The sequence below is a fragment of the Candidatus Aquicultor sp. genome (genome assembly GCA_036504445.1).
Lineage (GTDB): Bacteria > Actinomycetota > Aquicultoria > Aquicultorales > Aquicultoraceae > DASXVE01.
The window spans coordinates 79,190-96,182 of record DASXVE010000020.1; the positions used below are offsets into that span (position 1 = coordinate 79,190).

Sequence of the window (16,993 nt, forward strand, 5' to 3'; positions counted from 1 at the left end):
CGGACCCTATTATAAGCCGTTGCATGATGTATTGTGTATGTGGTATTGCTAAGGATACGGTTCCGGTGCGTTTTTACATTCATTTTCATCCTGTCGAGTAATTGTGTTGCTGCGATGAACCGGTACTGAGCTACCTGCTGGTTGGCAGGCATCCCTGCTTCTATTACTATCCCAGAGTTGGCTTGCTGATGCAAGCGCCATGGGCTTCGCAGCCAAGCGCCCGGCACTTAAAAATATCCGCAAAACACTCCTCGTGTCTTTGTGGTTTTAACCCTAAACCGTTGTCTAATTTCGCCGATGTAGAACTCATGAGGAATTGCACCGGATATATGCCGGACGTAGATGAGGAGGAGCGAAATGTCAGTGGAAACAGCAAGCAACCAAGAACAACTCGTAGTTTTTGAGGTAGCACAGGAATCATTTGGCATAGATATTATCGCCGTACAGGAAATTATACGGCTTCAACAGATTACCGATATTCCGCAAGCCCCGATGCATGTCAAAGGCGTTATTAACCTAAGAGGCCGCGTTATCCCGATTATCGACCTGCGCGATAAGTTCGGTTTCATTCAGCACGAAGACACCAAAGCCAGCCGCATTGTTGTAGTGGATATCGACGGCACCACAGTCGGCATGATTGTGGATGCGGTCAATGAGGTCCTTCGAATTGAATCCGATAAAATCGAGACGCCTTCATCGATCATTGAATCCTATGAGCGCTACCTGCGCGGCATCGGAAAACTCGAAGAGAAGCTCGTTCTTCTACTCGACCTAGAGAAGGTAGTACCGGAGGCAATCCAGCTGGCGGCGGTCGCATAATCGCTCGCCGAAGGCTAAAGGAACACTGGTTTAAGACGATACAGAGAAGAGACCTCTAACCGGAAACGTAGCTGATTGAACAAGGAGAAGTACTCGTGGCAATAGTCGTAATTATGCTAGGCGCCCTGATAATGCTTGCAGCTGTAATCAATTGTCGAAGGCTCCTGGCAATCGTCAGGAAAACAGAATACGGTCTTAAATGGCTTGGACTTTTTGCCTTTATGCTTATGTTTCTCGGCGCGTATGTCGTGTACGGGATGATTCTGTATAAAAACGTCCAACTCATCGATCCTAACCTCCTCGTTAGTTTCGTGTTTCTGTTTGGCGGAATCTTCGTCTTTCTTGTTGTCGGGCTCAACTACTCGACGTTTAACGGTCTTCTGGTGAGCAAACAGCGCACGATGTTCGAGCAGATTTCAGATGCGGCAAAAGAGCTCGCATCTGCGACCAAGCAGCTGGCTGATAATTCGGATGCTGTCAACGAGACCACAATGCTCATCGCCGGTTCAATCTCAGAGATCGCTCATGAGGCAAGCCGGCAGAGCGATTCGACCGCAGAAGCGCATAGCCTAATCGACCAAGTCGCCACAGCGATTGAACAAGTATCAAAAGGCGCAAGCGAGCAAACCCGCCAGGTCGCCGAAACAACAGGCGGCATGAGCGGCCTTGCCCAGGCTATCAATAAGGTTGCAGAAAACGCTCGCACGGTTATGAGCGTTGTCACCGAGAGTTCTAAGACGGGGGTTCGCGGGCAAGAGGCAGTTGATGAGTCTATCTCCGGCATGGACAGGATCCGCGAAACCGTTATGGAATCCGCGAAAAAGATCCAGGCGCTCGGTGAGAAATCAAAGCAAATCGGCGAGATTGTCGAAGTTATCGATGATATAGCAGAGCAGACCAACTTGCTAGCACTAAACGCGGCGATAGAAGCGGCGCGTGCAGGCGAGCACGGCAAGGGATTTGCCGTTGTAGCCGATGAGGTTGGAAAACTCGCTGAGCGAAGCGCCCGGGCGACCGGTGAAATTGCAGAGCTCATTAACGGCATACGCAACGAGACAATAGAAGCGGTCGCTGCTATGGAAAAAGGCACCCAGGAAGTTGAGTCAGGTAGTGAACTTGCACAGCATGCCGGCTCCGCCATCAAGGAACTTATAGTATCGGTAAACCGGGTTGTAAACGAGATTGCCGAGGTATCGGAAGCAGCCGAGCAAATATCGACTTCATCTGAAACAGTTGCGGCTGCGATGGATCAGATCGCTTCAATCACCCAAGAGAATACGGCGATTACCGAAGAGGTTGCCGCATCATCAGAGCAAATCGTGCGTGTCGTCCAGGCGATATCCGAGTCCTCAAGTCACTCAGCTGACGAGGCAATGCAGATATCGGCTTCGTCAGAACAACAATCAGCGTCAGTTGAGGAGATCGCAGCTTCGGTTAGCGAGCTCTCGCACATGGCTGAGATGTTATACAAACTTGTAGAAGAATACCAGTTAGCCAAGTAGGAGGACTGAATATGAGTCAGGAACAGGCATTTGAGCAAGACCAGCTAGTGGTCTTTGAAGTAGGGGATGAGTCGTTTGGCATCGACATATCTCTCGTTCAAGAGATTATCAGATTGCAACCGATAACCGAGGTTCCTAAAGCGCCGATGCACGTGAAGGGCGTTATTAACCTTCGCGGTAAAGTTATCCCGGTTGTCGATCTAATCGAGCGCTTCGGCTTCTCATCGAGCGAGGAAACAAAAGCAACGCGTATCGTTGTTGTCAACGTCCTCGGCAATACCGTCGGCATGATCGTCGACGCGGTGTCGGAAGTCTTAAGGCTCTCAATCGATTCAATCGAGCCGCCTTCCTCAATTGTGGAGAGCGTCGGCTCACAATATCTTAAGGGAATCGGCAAGCTTGAAGAGCGCCTCATTATCCTGCTTGACCTGGATAAGCTTCTTGCCGAGATGGGCGCAAAGGCGATCGGCGATTTCGCCGGGTTATCAGCAGTGGCCTAGGTGATCGCTGCAAGCACATGTAGCAAGATAGAGCGGTGTTTTTAAGGCACCTTTGAGAAGCAGAAGTGGCAGCAATCAAGAATTGTAGGAGATAGGGATGGATCTAGTATTTGACGCTTCGCCAGAAGATTTAAAAGTATTCGTGCAAGAAGCAGAAGAACTTATACAACAAACAGACGAAAACATCCTTCGCCTCGAAAAAGAGGGAGAGGATCCGGAGCTTATCCAAGAGATATTCCGGGCTGCACACACAATCAAGGGCTCAGCAGGTATGCTGGGCCATGAGCGCATGGCACAGCTTATGCATGCCTGGGAAACCTTGTTTGATAAGGTTCGTAAAGGCGAACTTTCTGTTACTGCTGAACTTATAGATATTCTTCTTGATTGCCTTGATGCCCTAAAAGTACTCAAAGACGAATGCTACACGCTAAAATCGAGCGGCATAGATATAGCGCCGCTCAGCAGCAAATTACTGTCCTTCGCAGAAGGCACGGTGATCCAAGCAAAGGATGACGCCCCCACTGAAATGACGCTTGATGATGAAGATATCCAGGCGATAAGTTTGGCTGAAATCGGTGGGTCAAGTGCCTACCGTATGGTTATTAAGATTAGCGAAAACTCACCCATGCCATCTGTGCGGCTTTACCAAGTCGTGGAAGAGCTGCAGCCGCTCGGTCAGATAATGAAGAGCAACCCATCTATGGAAGCGATCGAAAACGCCGAGTGCGGCACCGACCTTGAGCTCATCCTTATAACCGATGAGGACCAAAGCCGGATCGAAAGCATAGTTAAATCGATTTCCGAGCTTTCCAGCTTTACGATCGATGCATTTCAGGACGAAGCCGAAGCCCCGAAGGAACAAGCGAAACCGGCCAAATCAAAAACAAAAGGCAAGAAGACTTCCGAAACCGATGCGGCGGCCGAAACGCAAAGCACCGCCACTGTTGCCGACGAACGCATTTTAGACCGAGGCCCGGAGGCCAGAGGTAAAAGCCAACAGGAGACCACCCAGATCAAAGCGGCTCCCATTAAAACGGTACGTGTTGATGTCGAGCGGCTCGACCACTTGATGAACCTGGTAGGCGAGCTGGTCATCGGCAAGACACGGCTGCTCTCTATCGGCTCTGAACTTGCCGATAATTATCACCTTGGCGATATCAGCGGCATCCTCAATGAAGTGACCGCCCAAATCGGCCAGATAACTAACGAGCTTCAAGAAGAAGTTATGCGGGCGCGCATGCTCCCGATCGAGCAAGTGTTCAATAAGTTCCCGCGATTGGTTCGCGACCTCGCTCGCAACGTCGGCAAAGAAGTTAATTTTGTCCTCGAAGGCCAAGAGACGGAAATCGACCGGTCGGTTCTTGAGGAGATCGGCGATCCGCTCATTCACCTAATTAGAAATGCGATCGATCACGGTGTCGAGACGCCTGAAGAGCGCAAGAAAGCGAAAAAACCCTCTGAGGGCAATGTATACCTCGGCGCACGCCATGAGGAAAACCACATCGTGGTAGAGATATCCGATGACGGCAAGGGCATGGATGCGCAAAAGCTTAAAGAAAAAGCCATAAAGAAAGGCTTTATTACACCTGAGGCCGCGGAACGAATGAGCGACCGCGATGCCTATGAGCTTATCTTCTTGTCGGGTTTCAGTACTGCTGACAAGGTTTCCGAGATTTCCGGGCGAGGCGTCGGCATGGACGTCGTTCGCAACAACATCAAGAAGATAAACGCGAGCATAGAGATTGATTCGGAGCTTGGCAAAGGAACGAAATTTATGATCAAGCTGCCGCTGACCCTAGTAATCGTCGATGCGCTGACGGTTGTTGTCGAGGATAAGCTCTATGCGATTCCGCTGAGCATGGTAAAAGAAGTGCTCCACCTGGAAAAAGACGATATCAAGATGGTCGAGCGGCTTGAAACAATTCTGCTTCGCGGAAGCGTTCTACCGCTATTACGGTTGAATGAACTCTTCGGCAATAGCGGTTGCGGTCGCAACTGCGACGATTTACACGTAGTCGTAGTCGGTTACGGCGACAACAAAGTCGGCATCGTCGTCGACAGCTTGGTTAGCAAAATGGAAATCATGATTAAAGCGCTCGGTGACTACCTCGGCGGCATCGATGGAATCTCCGGCGCAACGATCCTCGGCGATGGAAGAGTCGCACTGGTTATCGATCCGGTTAGCCTTATATCTAAGGTTGATACCCAGCGTACTATATCCACCCAGACGGTTGATTTTGGCAAGAAATCAAAACGCAAAAAGATTGCGTAATCAATAAGGATGCACCGCATGCGCAAGCTTTGCAGGTGCGGCGACATCAAAAGAGGGGAGATTACAGTGACAAAGCTAGCTGCAGGACTGACCGAAAAACAGCATAATATGTTGGAGCGTATCCTTAAGCTTAGCACTGATAGTTCGGCAGTCGCACTATCTGAGATGACTGAAAAGTCTATATTCTTAAAAGCGCCGAAGCTTGGCGTGGGGTCGCTTGATTCGATTATTGATATGGCGGGAGGGTATGAAACCATAGCCATTAGCGTATGCCTGATTTTTGACGGCGACATCAAGGGCAACATGCTCTTAGTGTTCCCGGGCAAGAGCGCGTTCAAGCTTGTAGACCTTGTTATGCAGGCGGAGGCGAACAGCCAGAAAGAGCTTGATGAAATGGCGATCTCCGTACTCGGCGAGGTCGGCAATCTCGTAAGTGCTTATTTCTTAAGCACACTGTCCGACTATACCGGGATGGACCTGCGTCCATCGTCCCCGATGCTGACCCAGGACATGATCGGTGCGATTATTAGCACAGCCATGTTAATGCTGGCACGAGCTCCAGAAGAAGTTCTTTTCATCGAGACCGAGATATCCGGCGCAGCACGTAAGATCGACGGATACTTAATGTTGTTCACCGACGAAGATTCACTCAAAAAGCTTCTTCATGCGATCGAAAAGAGGTAAAGCGGTGCCAGAAACATTTACGGTGGGAATCGGTGAGCTAAAGGTATCCAAGGAACAGCGCGCAGTTATCATTACGCGTGGTTTGGGTTCATGCGTCGCCGTCTGCCTCTACGATGCTACTGCGAAGATAGCTGGAATGGCGCATATCATGTTGCCTGAGGACAATGGCAAAGAGACCACGCTCCTGGCGCGATTCGCCGATACCGGTGTGCCGAGACTATACGATGAGATGATTAAACAGGGTGCGAGCCCTCGACATATGACTGTGAAAATTGCGGGCGGCGCCAGGATGTTTCAAATGCCGGGCGGCAATAGTCTGCTAGAAATCGGCGAGCGCAATGTTAAGGCAGTGACAACGGTGCTCACGACGCTTAAGTTAAAACTGGTCGCTGCCGATACAGGTAAAGATTACGGTAGAACTGTTGAACTATCAGTGGCTGATGGCGAACTTCTCGTAAAAGCAATAGGCCGCAACACGACTGTAATATAGGAGGAAGTAGGATGGGAAAGAGCGTCTTAGTCGTCGACGATGCTGCTTTCATGAGGATGAAGATCATCAAACTGTTATCTGATAATGGGTTTACCGTTGTCGACGAAGCAGGAAATGGTGAAGAAGCTGTTATTAAGTATCAACAGCATAAGCCGGATCTAGTCATCATGGACATCACAATGCCGGTTATGGATGGTATTGCTGCTATCACGGAGATTAAAAAATTCGACGATGCTGCAAAGATTATCGTTTGCAGTGCCATGGGCCAGCAGAACATGGTTATCCAGGCAATCAAATCAGGGGCTAAAGATTACGTATTAAAGCCGTTCCAGCCAGATCGCGTTCTTGAAGCAGTCAATAAACAAATCGGTTAACAGTACGGGGGTATCACTGTGGCACGTATCAGGGTCCTCGTCGTAGATGATTCGTTTTTTATCAGGAAGCGCCTTATCGACATACTATCCAGCGATCCCGAGATAGAGGTGGTCGATGGTGCGCAGAACGGTATCGAGGCTATCGAAAAGGCAGCAATGCACAAGCCGGACGTCATCACGCTCGACGTCGAAATGCCGAAAATGGATGGTTTAACGGCACTCGACCATATAATGAAAGACCATCCGACTCCTGTATTGATGGTAAGCACTTTGACCGAAGAAGGGTCGGAAGCAGCTGCAATCGCACTCTTAAAGGGAGCGATTGACTTCGTGCATAAGCCGACTGAGCTCACACACATGCGGCTGGCCGAAATCCAGCAAGAACTTATCACCAAAGTTAAAAACACAGCGAGGGCGCGTCCAAAAGGTCGATTTAGCACACCTGCCGAACGAGCGGTAGCTACCGAACCATCGTTTACCTCGCATAAAGGGCATAACAAGCTGGTGATGATCGGCTCTTCCACCGGTGGGCCACGGGCGCTTGTCGAGGTTCTGCCACGACTACCAAAGAACTTTCCGGTGCCCATAGTTGTCGTTCAACACATGCCCCCGGGTCCGTTTATTGGGTCTATCGCCAAGCGTCTTGACGCAGAATCGAACATTCGTGTTCGGCAGGCCGAAAATGATGACCGGCTTGAACCCGGTGTAGCATTGATCGCCCCAGGCGGCATGCACTTGCTTATTGAAAAAGGAGGCATCACCAAGTTCAACCACGGCCCGGCGGTCAATGCGGTAAAGCCATCGGTTGATGTCATGATGAACTCCGGTGCCGAAGTATATGGTGCAAATTCAATCGGTGTCATCTTAACGGGCATGGGCCATGACGGCGCGAGTGGTATGTCGACGATTAAGAAAAAAGGCGGATGCACGATCGCCGAAGATTCATCAACATGTGTCGTGTACGGTATGCCAAAAGCAGTCGTTGAAAATGGGGATGCAGATCGCGTGGTTCCCGTCGAGCGCGTTGCCGCCGAAATAGTTAAGTTTCTTGAGGAGTAGAGAAATGGCAAGTCCAGCATATATTGATACACCAGAATATAGATATTTTGTCGAAACAGTGCTGCGTCTCAGCAACATTAATCTTGCTAATTACAAGCCGTGGCAAATCCAGCGCCGGCTTGCGTTTATCATGAATCAATCCAACGTCAGTGACTATAGAGCTTACGCTGACATGCTAGCGGCAGATAAAGAACTGCTGGCAAAGTTCGTCGATTGGGTCACGATAAACGTATCAGAGTTTTATCGCGACCCGGCAAAGTTCAAAGAGTTGCAGGATAGGATATTTCCGGAGTTTCTCAAGCATAATCGCCAGCTTAAGGTCTGGAGTGCCGGGTGCTCGAATGGCTCAGAGCCGTACACGCTCGCGCTTATTCTCGAGGAGCTTGCGCCGGGCGCAAAACACACGATTATCGCCAGTGATATCGATGACCGGATTTTGGAGGCGGCGGCACGGGGGCACTATCTCGAGCGGGATGTGCGAAATGTGCCGAAACATCTGCGCGAGAAGTTCTTTACGATGCACGGAGATGAAGTCATTATCAGCGACGAGATCAAGCGCCGTGTAACCTTTAAGAAGCTCGATCTGCTCAAAGACCAATACGATTCGAACTTCGATCTCATCTTGTGTAGAAACGTTGTCATCTACTTTACCAACGATGCCAAAGATAGAATTTATCACGGGTTCTGGTCATCGCTTAATGAACACGGTGTTCTGTTCGTAGGTGGGGCTGAAAGCATTCTTAATGCGCGTGACCTCGGGTTCCGTGCAACCATACCATTCTTCTATGCGAAGAATCCATCGTTTGGAGGGCTCAATGTCAAGCAAGCGAGTTAAGGAAATTCACGACAAGATTAATGCCATGCCTCTTTTCTCGCAGGTAGCCGACCGAGCGCTCTCGGCGGAGCGTGACCGCAGTCTCGACGGAAGTCTCGACGAACGGGGCTTTCATCATCCGGGGCTGGCCCGTCAGATTTTGCAGATGACCAATCTGACATCATACGGGTTTTCCGGGAACCGGGCGGGCTCCTTTGAGTCTGATGCGATAGAGTCGGGCAACGTTATTCGCAGTATGATGCTCGGTTTCTCGCTTCAGGACTTTATCGGCAAAGAACTTCCCGCATACGGGTTTGCCGAGAACGAGTTGTGGGAGCACGTGATGAACTGTGGCATATCTACCTGGATGATCGCTTCAAAAGTCGGTTATGCAGACCTCGAAACCGCATTTGTCGCAGGCATGATGCACGACATCGGTAAAGTAATTTTGAACGAGTTTTTAGCTGAAGAAAGCGGGAATGTTGTCGATACAATAAGTCAAGAGGATGAAACTATCGTACACGCAGAACGGAAAATTCTTGGGATCGATCATGCTGAAGCCGGTGCGCTTTTAGCCAAGCATTGGGCTTTCGATGAGAAAATAATTGAAGCCATCAGATATCATCACCAGCCTGAGAAGGCTGAAATCGATCCAGATCTAACGGCTCTCGTGCACCTGGCGGACTGCGTCTCGCTGAGTATCCGCCAAGCTGTAAGCAGCAACGACTTAGCTAATTTATTAATGGGGGATTTTTCAGGTCTTCCTCAAAGCACGTAGGTTAGGCAGGGGTAACCATGGGACAGGATGTCCAAAGCAAAATATTACGAGAGGTACGCGACCTTCCGCCTTTTTCGGCCATTGCGAATCGGGCGCTGAAGCTCACTAACGACCCAAAATCATCAGCTGTTGATATCAGCCGGGTCATCTCTTATGATGCCGCTTTTACCGCCCGAGTCTTGCGCATGGCAAACTCGGCATATTACGGTTTTACCCGTAAGATCACAACGGTTAGTGAAGCTATCGTAATTCTTGGCTACGAAACGCTCAAAAGCGTGGTTCTTGCACTTACCCTGCAAAAGTTTTACGACCAAGAGGTTAAAGGATACGGCCTTGAGAAGGGCGATCTTTGGAAGCATTCGGTTGGATGCGCGCTTGCGGCGCGCCTGATCGCCAACCAGGTACGTTATCCACAAGTTGAGCAGGCGTTTGTCGCCGGTCTTTTACATGATGTCGGCAAGATTATCCTCAATCAATATGTTCGCAAGGAAATCGATAATATAGTTGAGCTTGCGGCGCAACAAGGTCTCTCGTTTGCGGAGGCCGAGCGCAGGATTCTAGGGTTCGATCACCAGGACATCGGCTCCAAAGTAGCCGAAAAGTGGAACTTCGACGAAAAGATCGTCGAGGCGATTTACCAGCACCATCGACCGGATCGCGCGAAGAAGGACCCGGAGCTTACGGCAATCGTTCACGTTGCCGATTTTATATGTTTAAGTCTAGGGCTTGGCGTAGGTAGCGATGGAATGCTTTACCCGCTCAAGAAAGAAGCCCTTGATGTACTCAACCTTGAAGAACCTGAGATAGATAACCTTATCTTCTCGGCGTATAACATATCCGAAGAGATTGAGAAGATTTTAGCTTAAAAGCGAGCAGGGTAGAGCCGAGAAGTAGAAACAAAAGAGAAGGGACGTTAACAAATGCTAAAAGTCGAATTTGTAAATCCGTTTCTCGAGGCCGCGATGGAGGTCTTCGTGACGGAGACCGATCTAGATTTAGAAAAAGGGCCGCTTTCGGTCCAGAAGTCTTCGATTACATCACAGGAAGTAAGTGTGCTGATTGGTATTACAGGCCAGATTCACGGCCAGGTAATCTACGGGATGTCGTCAAAGACAGCTAAAAAAGTCGCTTCTAAAATGATCGGTCAACCGGTAGCACTGATGGATGAGCTGGCGCAAAGCGCGATCAGCGAACTCGGCAATATGATCACAGGTCTGGCAACGGTGAAGTTCAGCGAATCATATAAGAATCTTGCGATCACACCGCCAACGCTTATTGTCGGCAATAACGTCATGATATCGACTATGGATATCCACCGCCTTTATATCGTTTTGATGAGCGAACTCGGCGATATCGAGATGAGTATTGCCCTCAAAGAGCATATGGTGCAAAGCGATATTGGGGTTGCTTCAGCTAGAAGATCCGCGATATAGTATAGTCGTGTGTACGCTAAACGCTTGGCGGAAGGAGGTGCAAGCGATTTATGATACGAGGCCTATATACTTCGGCGCTCGGGATGCTATCGTTAACAAATAAGCAGGATGTTATAGCAAACAACCTGGCAAACGCCAACACCCCGGGTTTCAAAAAGGATTATATCTCTATCACGTCGTTCCCCGAGCAGCTTGTGTCGGCATCGGAAAGCTACAGTGCATCGCGCCGCACTGAACGTCCGGTCGGATACATAAGCCCGGGTGTCGGGATAGGCGAGACCGGCTTTATCAACAGCAACGGCGTAATTAGGGAGACGGGCGGCACATTCGATCTGGCTCTTTCCGGAGAGGGATTCTTTGCTGTACGGTCGCCGCAGGGCGAGGTATACACAAGAAACGGTAGTTTCTCAAAGGATAGTCTCGGTAGGCTGGTAAGCCAGGACGGCTATTTAGTTCTCGGCGAAAAAGGCCCGATCAACGTGGGCAACGGGAAGGTTGCAATTGATGTAGCTGGCAGAGTAGAGATCAACGGCACTTATGTCGATACCTTAAAGGTCCGTCGTTTTGCTACAGGCGATTTAGCGAAACAGGGTAGCAATACATTTGTAGCGCATGCGACCGGCCAAACCGCAACAAGCTTCACGGTTAGGCAAGGGTTTCTTGAAGGATCAAACGTCGATACAACCAGCGAGCTGGTCGACATGACGACGACGCTCGGCGCCTATGAGGCAAACCAGCGCGTCTTAAAAACGCAAGATGAGATATTGGGTAAAGCGGTAAATGAAGTAGGAAGGATTTCGTAAGTTGATGGATAAATAAGACTGGACCGGAAACGGAGGTCTTAAGCTCCCGCCGAATGATTGAAGCGGGAACACCCCACCACCCATCATCAACTTACGCGAGATCACGCATATACCCACTTTTCATCGCTTATTTAACATAGCGCGGAAAAGGAGGAGCAATGATTCGTGCACTTTGGACGTCTGCATCGGCGCTCACATCGGGTCAGGCTGCCGTTGATGCCATCGGCAACAATATAGCCAACGTGAGTACGACCGGCTATAAAAAAGGCGTCGTGCAATTTAAAGATCTGTTCTACCAGCGGGCAAACGAGCTCGGGGTTTTCGTGCCCGACAGTCATCCGCAGACCGGTATATCGATCGGCACCGGCGTTCGTGCCGCGGGAGCTCAGCGGATGTACGACCAGGGCAGGCTAGAGCAGACCGACAGTTCCCTCGACCTCGCCATAGACGGCGAGGGGTTTTTTAAGGTGCTTCTAGCCGACGGCACGCCCGCGTATACCCGAGACGGCAGTTTCAAGGTTAACGCACAGGGCGAGCTCGTAACCGCACAAGGCTACAAACTCGACCCTGCGGTTACTATACCGCCGGGAGCTCGTGATATCACCATAGGCGCTGACGGTATGGTGCGAGGCATCGTACCGGGGAGCGATACTATCCAACAGATTGGCAGTATTTCGCTTTATAAAGCCGCGAACATAAACGGGCTGCTCGGCCTGGGCGAGAATATGTACGAGACGACGTCGGCGAGCGGCACTATGTACAAAGTAACGCCGTCAGGTGATGGTGTCGGTACGATTAAGCAGGGATTTTTAGAGGGATCAAACGTTGATCTCTCCGATGAAATGACCCAGCTCGTTATCGCTCAACGCGCCTTTCAGATTAACGCGCGCGCTCTCAGCAATGCCGATCAGATGATGCAAGTCGCGATACAGATACGAGGCTAAATCTGCGGAAAACGATACGGCGATTGGGTGCATAGAGCTCGGCACATAAGAAGCTGCCATAGTATGGTTAAAGCTCTTAGCGCCTGAGATTGAGCGAGCAATCGCCGGTTTGCCGTATTGAATTAGACACAAGGATTGGATTTGCAAAAATTAAGTCGGGTTTTTGTATTACCATGTCACCAGCTTATTTGGGGCGGTGTCAGGTTCCCATAATAGTAGAGAAAATTTTGGAACCTGCCGATACCTTTATCAAGTGGGGTGAGAACTGTGAAAATATCAAATGATCAAGTAAAAAAAGCATTACTTTCATACGTTCAGAAGGTTGAAGGTAAAAAAACAGGGCGGGTAACGTCCCAGGGTGATAAACCGGAAGCCGTAGCACCAAAGGGTGATTCCGTTATCCTTACAGCACACGGTGCCGAGGTTGCAAAGGCGAAGGAGCTCTACAATGTGCTTCCTGATACACGTGAAGGAGTCGTTCAGGAACTAAAAGTAAAGGTAGAATCCGGTACTTACAAGCCCGCAACCAAAGATATTGCCGACAAGATCATCTATAGGACGATTATCGACAAGATGGGCTAAAACAAGGTGATATAACATGATAAACGCGGCCGCTCTTATTAGCGTTTTGGAGAGCGAAAAAGAGACATATCAAGCATTGCTGGATCTGTCGAAAAGGAAACATAATCTTATTGTAGAAGGCGATATTGAAGGGCTCCAAGATGCGGTCAGAGACACGGAGCGCACGGTTATCACGATGTGCAATCTTGAAAAAGAGCGCCAAAAGATCGTTGGTTTAAGCCGCAGCTCACTAAAAGCACCCCAACGGCTCTCAACCATTATCCGTAGTCTCGACGAGGCAAGCGCGGCGCAAGCGCAAGCGCTTCGAGAAGAGATCCTTTCGATCATGAATGAGCTTGACATGTCGAATAAAACGAATGCAGAGCTTATCAAGAAGGGCATCGGCCACATACAGTTTATGCTGAGCTCGCTCGTTCATGATGATAATCCGACATACAGCAACAAAACCAATCCACAAAAAGCGGCCCTTCGATTATTTGACGGAAGGGCTTAGAGAGGTGCTAACGACGTGGATGGATTCTTAGGAATAAACATCGCTAGAAAAGCGTTAGAGACGAGCCAGTACGGTCTTGATACCACGGCTCATAATATCGCCAATGCCAATACCCCGGGCTACAGCAAGCAGCGGGTAATTCTCGGTACGACCGAGCCATTTCCCGCACCGGCCTATAACCGGCCCATGCTGCAGGGCATGCTGGGTACCGGCGTTCAGGTGAAATCGATCGAACGTGTCCGCGATAGCTATTTCGACGGCCAGATTCGAAAAGAAAATCAATCCCAGGGATACTGGGAGACAAAAGATAACACGCTCAAACAAATCGAGACTATTGTCAATGAGCCTTCGGACTCGAGTCTGCAGAACCTAATGAGCGAGTTCTGGAACTCTTGGCAGACGTTAAGCAAGAACACCGAGAGCAGATCCGCGCGCTCAAGTATGCTTGAGAACGGCAGGATGCTTGCAACGGCGTTCAACCAACTAAATAGTAAACTCAGCAGTCTGCGCGACAACCTTAACGACCAAGTAAGCACAACTGTAAGTGAGGTTAACGATATAGCCAAGCGTTTGGCCGAACTTAACCATAACATTCTCGAGACCAAATCATTCGGCGTTCAGCCGAACGACGCAATGGATGAGCGCGATATGTTGATCGATCAACTCTCGAAGATCATGGACATACAGGTTACCGATCTAAGTAACAGTGTAACCGTTGTCACCGTAGGCGGCAGTCAACTCGTTACCGGCTACGGTTACAATGAGCTTGAGGTTGTTCCTAACGGGGCCAACAACGGCTACTACGATATCAAGTGGAAAGTCAACAACGCGGCTTTGAACGTCAATGGCGGCGACCTTAAATCACTTCTCGATTCCCGTGACACGCTTGTGCCGGGCTACCGAGCGGAACTCGATACCTTAGCGAATGAACTTGTAACACAGGTTAATGCAGTTCATAACACTGGCTACGGTCTAGATGGTGTGACCGGGTACGATTTCTTTACCGGAACAAGTGCCATAACAATCGCACTTAGTACCGACGTCGACAACAACCCGGGTCATATTGCTGCCGCAGGTACAGCACCCGTGGCGCCGGCAACCACCCCGGCACCGGGAGACAATGCGGTTGCCCTTAAGTTGGCACAGATGAAAGACACAAAGTTTGCGATCGGGGTTCCCCCAACAACCGGGACGCTCGATGATTACTATCGCTCGTTTGTCGCAAATCTGGGCATCAATTCCCAGGAATCCGGAAGAATGGTGGAAAACGGTCAATCGTACGTCGACCTTATCGAACAGCACCGCCAGTCGGTTTCCGGCGTTTCACTCGACGAGGAAGCGACTAATATGGTTAAGTTTCAACGCGCCTATGAAGCAGCAGCACGTATAATCAGTGTTTTTGATCAAATGCTCGACACGCTTATTAATCAGATGGGAAGGTAGGTGACATAGATGCGAATAACACCAAATATGCTCATGAACAGGATGTTAGGGGATGTATCCTCGACATATAATCGCCTTAGTAAATATCAGACCCAGTTATCGTCCGGCAAGCGTTACGAGCGTCCTTCCGATAACCCGATTTCCGTAAAACAGGGTCTTAATGTACGCTCTACGATGGCTAGCATCGACCAGTATGTAAGCAATATCGATAGTGCGCTCTCATGGAACAAAACCGCCGAAACGGCATATACCAGTGCCACCGATCTTTTGCAGCGCGCAAAGGAACTCGCGGTCAAGGGCGCAAACGGTAACTACCCTGCAAGCGACATGATAATCATAGGGAAAGAGGTCGACCAGATACTAGCTGATATGGTAAGCCTCGGTAATGCCCAATATGATGGGCGGTATATCTTTGCCGGCACACAAACCACAACAAAGCCGTTTACCTATGTTCCTGAGGTAGCAGGCCCTCCTATTGTTCCGGCTAGCGTTACCTATAACGGTAATTCGGGAACCATGAGCTACGAGATAGAGAAAGGCGTTACCATACCGGTTAATATTCCTGGTAACATAGCATTCAAAGGTTCGGCAGATCCTGCCAACGACAGCGCATATAAGGTACTTATAGACCTTAGAGATCACTTAAATCTGGGCGATCATGCTGCCGTTTCAAACGACACAAGCCAAATAGATCTCGCGATGAACAACATGTCTGACGCGGTGACGTCGATCGGAGCAAGCGTAAATAGACTTGAGCTTGTTCGAGACAGGCAGGATCAAGAACAGCTTAATTTAAAGAGTATGCTGAGCGACTTAGAGGATGTAGATTTCGCGGATATTGTTACCAGAATAAAGAATGAAGAAACCGCATACCAAGCGGCACTTACGGCCGGCAGCATGTCGATCCAGACATCGCTGATGGATTTCCTGAAATAGATTAAACGCCTCAATAAAAGAATGTGGCCCTTGAGCACAATAGAGCAATCGGTTAGTTTTAGAAAAGGAAGGAGTGGGAGGTTGCTATACAAGCGTTCAAAGCTTGTAAAAAGCCTCTAGCATGTCATGATGAGTGTAGAAGCGAAAACCAGGATAGAGTTTAATGCCACTCGCTTTGGTGTGGTTGAGATCGATGAAGATCAGGTTTTGACGTTTGTTGATGCGATACTCGGTTTTCCCGAGGCTGAGCGGTTCGTTTTAATACCGCATAAAGAGAGTAGCTCGTTTGCATGGTTGCAATCAGTGGATATCCCGGACCTCGCATTTCTTGTAACCGACCCCTGGCTCTTTTTCAAAAACTATAATCCCGTAATAACCGAAGCCGAGTTAGAGGGATTGGCTGTGCAGATTGCGGATGAGGATAGTTTCGAAAACATTGTAGTCGTTAGTATATTGACAATCCCAAGCGAACCGGAAAAAATAACGGCGAATCTTCAGGCGCCGGTAATTATTAATACTGGAAATAATACGGCAAAACAGGTTATTCTACCTACTGAGGAATACACAACAAAGCACAAATTGCTGCCAGATTCGTAGGAGATATCATGCTTGTTCTTACAAGGAAAATAAACGAGCGAATAAATATCGGTAATGATATTGAAGTATTCATCGTTGAAATTAAAGACGATCACGTGAAGATAGGTATAAAAGCCCCTAAAAACGTCCCTATATACCGTCAGGAGATATATAATGCAATTCTCGAGGAGAACCAGCTTGCTGCTACCTCGCAGGCGTCCCTCGATAACCTCGGTGACATCCTTCCCAAGATAACCGCCGAGCAGGCTTAAGTTATTTAATACATAACAATTTATCTACTCGGTTACGTTACTAATATTTTTAAATCATTTCTATGCAGAAAACCATCCTATCTGACGATAACTAACTGTAGATACGCTTACCTCTTGTAGCGAGCATACTTTTCTCGCACCGGCCGGCAGTTAAGGGCTCAGTGCAAGAGGGCCTTCAAGGCAAGGATGCCTCGAAGCTAGCAATTTCAAGGAGGAAGA

20 protein-coding genes are annotated in these 16,993 nt (G+C 49.2%); all 20 read left to right on the forward strand.

Annotation, left to right across the window (positions count from 1 at the left end; genetic code table 11):
• The first annotated feature begins 357 nt into the window (after window positions 1-357).
• Complete coding sequence (locus tag VGK02_05585; protein ID HEY3374517.1) at window positions 358-819, forward strand: chemotaxis protein CheW; 462 nt, start codon at window positions 358-360, stop codon at window positions 817-819.
• A gap of 95 nt (window positions 820-914) precedes the next feature.
• On the forward strand, window positions 915-2,321 hold the full coding sequence (locus VGK02_05590) for a methyl-accepting chemotaxis protein (GenBank protein HEY3374518.1): 1,407 nt from the start codon (window positions 915-917) through the stop codon (window positions 2,319-2,321).
• Between the two features lie 11 nt (window positions 2,322-2,332).
• Window positions 2,333-2,821: a chemotaxis protein CheW gene (locus VGK02_05595; GenBank protein ID HEY3374519.1), complete on the forward strand. Its 489-nt coding sequence runs from the start codon at window positions 2,333-2,335 to the stop codon at window positions 2,819-2,821.
• Between the two features lie 97 nt (window positions 2,822-2,918).
• Window positions 2,919-5,093, forward strand: coding sequence for a chemotaxis protein CheA (locus tag VGK02_05600; GenBank protein ID HEY3374520.1), 2,175 nt, complete (start codon window positions 2,919-2,921; stop codon window positions 5,091-5,093).
• A 66-nt stretch (window positions 5,094-5,159) separates the two neighbouring features.
• Entirely contained in the window at window positions 5,160-5,777 is a 618-nt protein-coding gene (locus tag VGK02_05605) for a chemotaxis protein CheC (GenBank protein HEY3374521.1), read from the forward strand.
• Window positions 5,778-5,781: 4 nt separating this feature from the next.
• The gene (locus VGK02_05610) at window positions 5,782-6,267 is read left to right on the forward strand and encodes a chemotaxis protein CheD (GenBank protein HEY3374522.1); all 486 of its coding nucleotides are present in this window, start codon (window positions 5,782-5,784) and stop codon (window positions 6,265-6,267) included.
• Between the two features lie 11 nt (window positions 6,268-6,278).
• Window positions 6,279-6,641: a response regulator gene (locus VGK02_05615; protein HEY3374523.1), complete on the forward strand. Its 363-nt coding sequence runs from the start codon at window positions 6,279-6,281 to the stop codon at window positions 6,639-6,641.
• A gap of 18 nt (window positions 6,642-6,659) precedes the next feature.
• Window positions 6,660-7,700 carry a chemotaxis response regulator protein-glutamate methylesterase gene (locus VGK02_05620; protein ID HEY3374524.1) on the forward strand — a complete coding sequence of 347 codons (1,041 nt, stop codon included), beginning with the start codon at window positions 6,660-6,662 and terminating at the stop codon, window positions 7,698-7,700.
• Window positions 7,701-7,704: 4 nt separating this feature from the next.
• On the forward strand, window positions 7,705-8,535 hold the full coding sequence (locus tag VGK02_05625) for a protein-glutamate O-methyltransferase CheR (GenBank protein ID HEY3374525.1): 831 nt from the start codon (window positions 7,705-7,707) through the stop codon (window positions 8,533-8,535).
• Window positions 8,516-9,292 (forward strand): HDOD domain-containing protein, encoded by a 777-nt coding sequence (locus tag VGK02_05630; protein HEY3374526.1) that lies wholly within the window; start codon window positions 8,516-8,518, stop codon window positions 9,290-9,292. Before VGK02_05625 ends, VGK02_05630 begins: the two co-directional genes overlap by 20 nt.
• 17 nt (window positions 9,293-9,309) lie before the next feature.
• Complete coding sequence (locus VGK02_05635) at window positions 9,310-10,158, forward strand: HDOD domain-containing protein (protein HEY3374527.1); 849 nt, start codon at window positions 9,310-9,312, stop codon at window positions 10,156-10,158.
• A 54-nt stretch (window positions 10,159-10,212) separates the two neighbouring features.
• Window positions 10,213-10,725 (forward strand): chemotaxis protein CheX, encoded by a 513-nt coding sequence (locus tag VGK02_05640; GenBank protein HEY3374528.1) that lies wholly within the window; start codon window positions 10,213-10,215, stop codon window positions 10,723-10,725.
• Between the two features lie 50 nt (window positions 10,726-10,775).
• Window positions 10,776-11,528, forward strand: a complete 753-nt coding sequence (locus tag VGK02_05645) for a flagellar hook-basal body protein (GenBank protein HEY3374529.1) — start codon at window positions 10,776-10,778, stop codon at window positions 11,526-11,528.
• 158 nt (window positions 11,529-11,686) lie between these two features.
• Complete coding sequence (gene flgG, locus VGK02_05650) at window positions 11,687-12,472, forward strand: flagellar basal-body rod protein FlgG (GenBank protein HEY3374530.1); 786 nt, start codon at window positions 11,687-11,689, stop codon at window positions 12,470-12,472.
• Window positions 12,473-12,739: 267 nt separating this feature from the next.
• On the forward strand, window positions 12,740-13,054 hold the full coding sequence (locus VGK02_05655; GenBank protein ID HEY3374531.1) for a flagellar biosynthesis anti-sigma factor FlgM: 315 nt from the start codon (window positions 12,740-12,742) through the stop codon (window positions 13,052-13,054).
• Window positions 13,055-13,070: 16 nt separating this feature from the next.
• Window positions 13,071-13,547, forward strand: coding sequence for a flagellar protein FlgN (locus tag VGK02_05660; protein HEY3374532.1), 477 nt, complete (start codon window positions 13,071-13,073; stop codon window positions 13,545-13,547).
• Window positions 13,548-13,562: 15 nt separating this feature from the next.
• Entirely contained in the window at window positions 13,563-14,990 is a 1,428-nt protein-coding gene (gene flgK, locus VGK02_05665; protein ID HEY3374533.1) for a flagellar hook-associated protein FlgK, read from the forward strand.
• A gap of 9 nt (window positions 14,991-14,999) precedes the next feature.
• A complete protein-coding gene (gene flgL, locus VGK02_05670; GenBank protein HEY3374534.1) occupies window positions 15,000-15,926 on the forward strand; it encodes a flagellar hook-associated protein FlgL in 927 nt (308 codons plus the stop codon).
• Window positions 15,927-16,055: 129 nt separating this feature from the next.
• Window positions 16,056-16,523 (forward strand): flagellar assembly protein FliW, encoded by a 468-nt coding sequence (gene fliW, locus VGK02_05675; GenBank protein ID HEY3374535.1) that lies wholly within the window; start codon window positions 16,056-16,058, stop codon window positions 16,521-16,523.
• 8 nt (window positions 16,524-16,531) lie between these two features.
• The gene (gene csrA, locus VGK02_05680) at window positions 16,532-16,774 is read left to right on the forward strand and encodes a carbon storage regulator CsrA (protein ID HEY3374536.1); all 243 of its coding nucleotides are present in this window, start codon (window positions 16,532-16,534) and stop codon (window positions 16,772-16,774) included.
• Window positions 16,775-16,993: the final 219 nt, after the last annotated feature.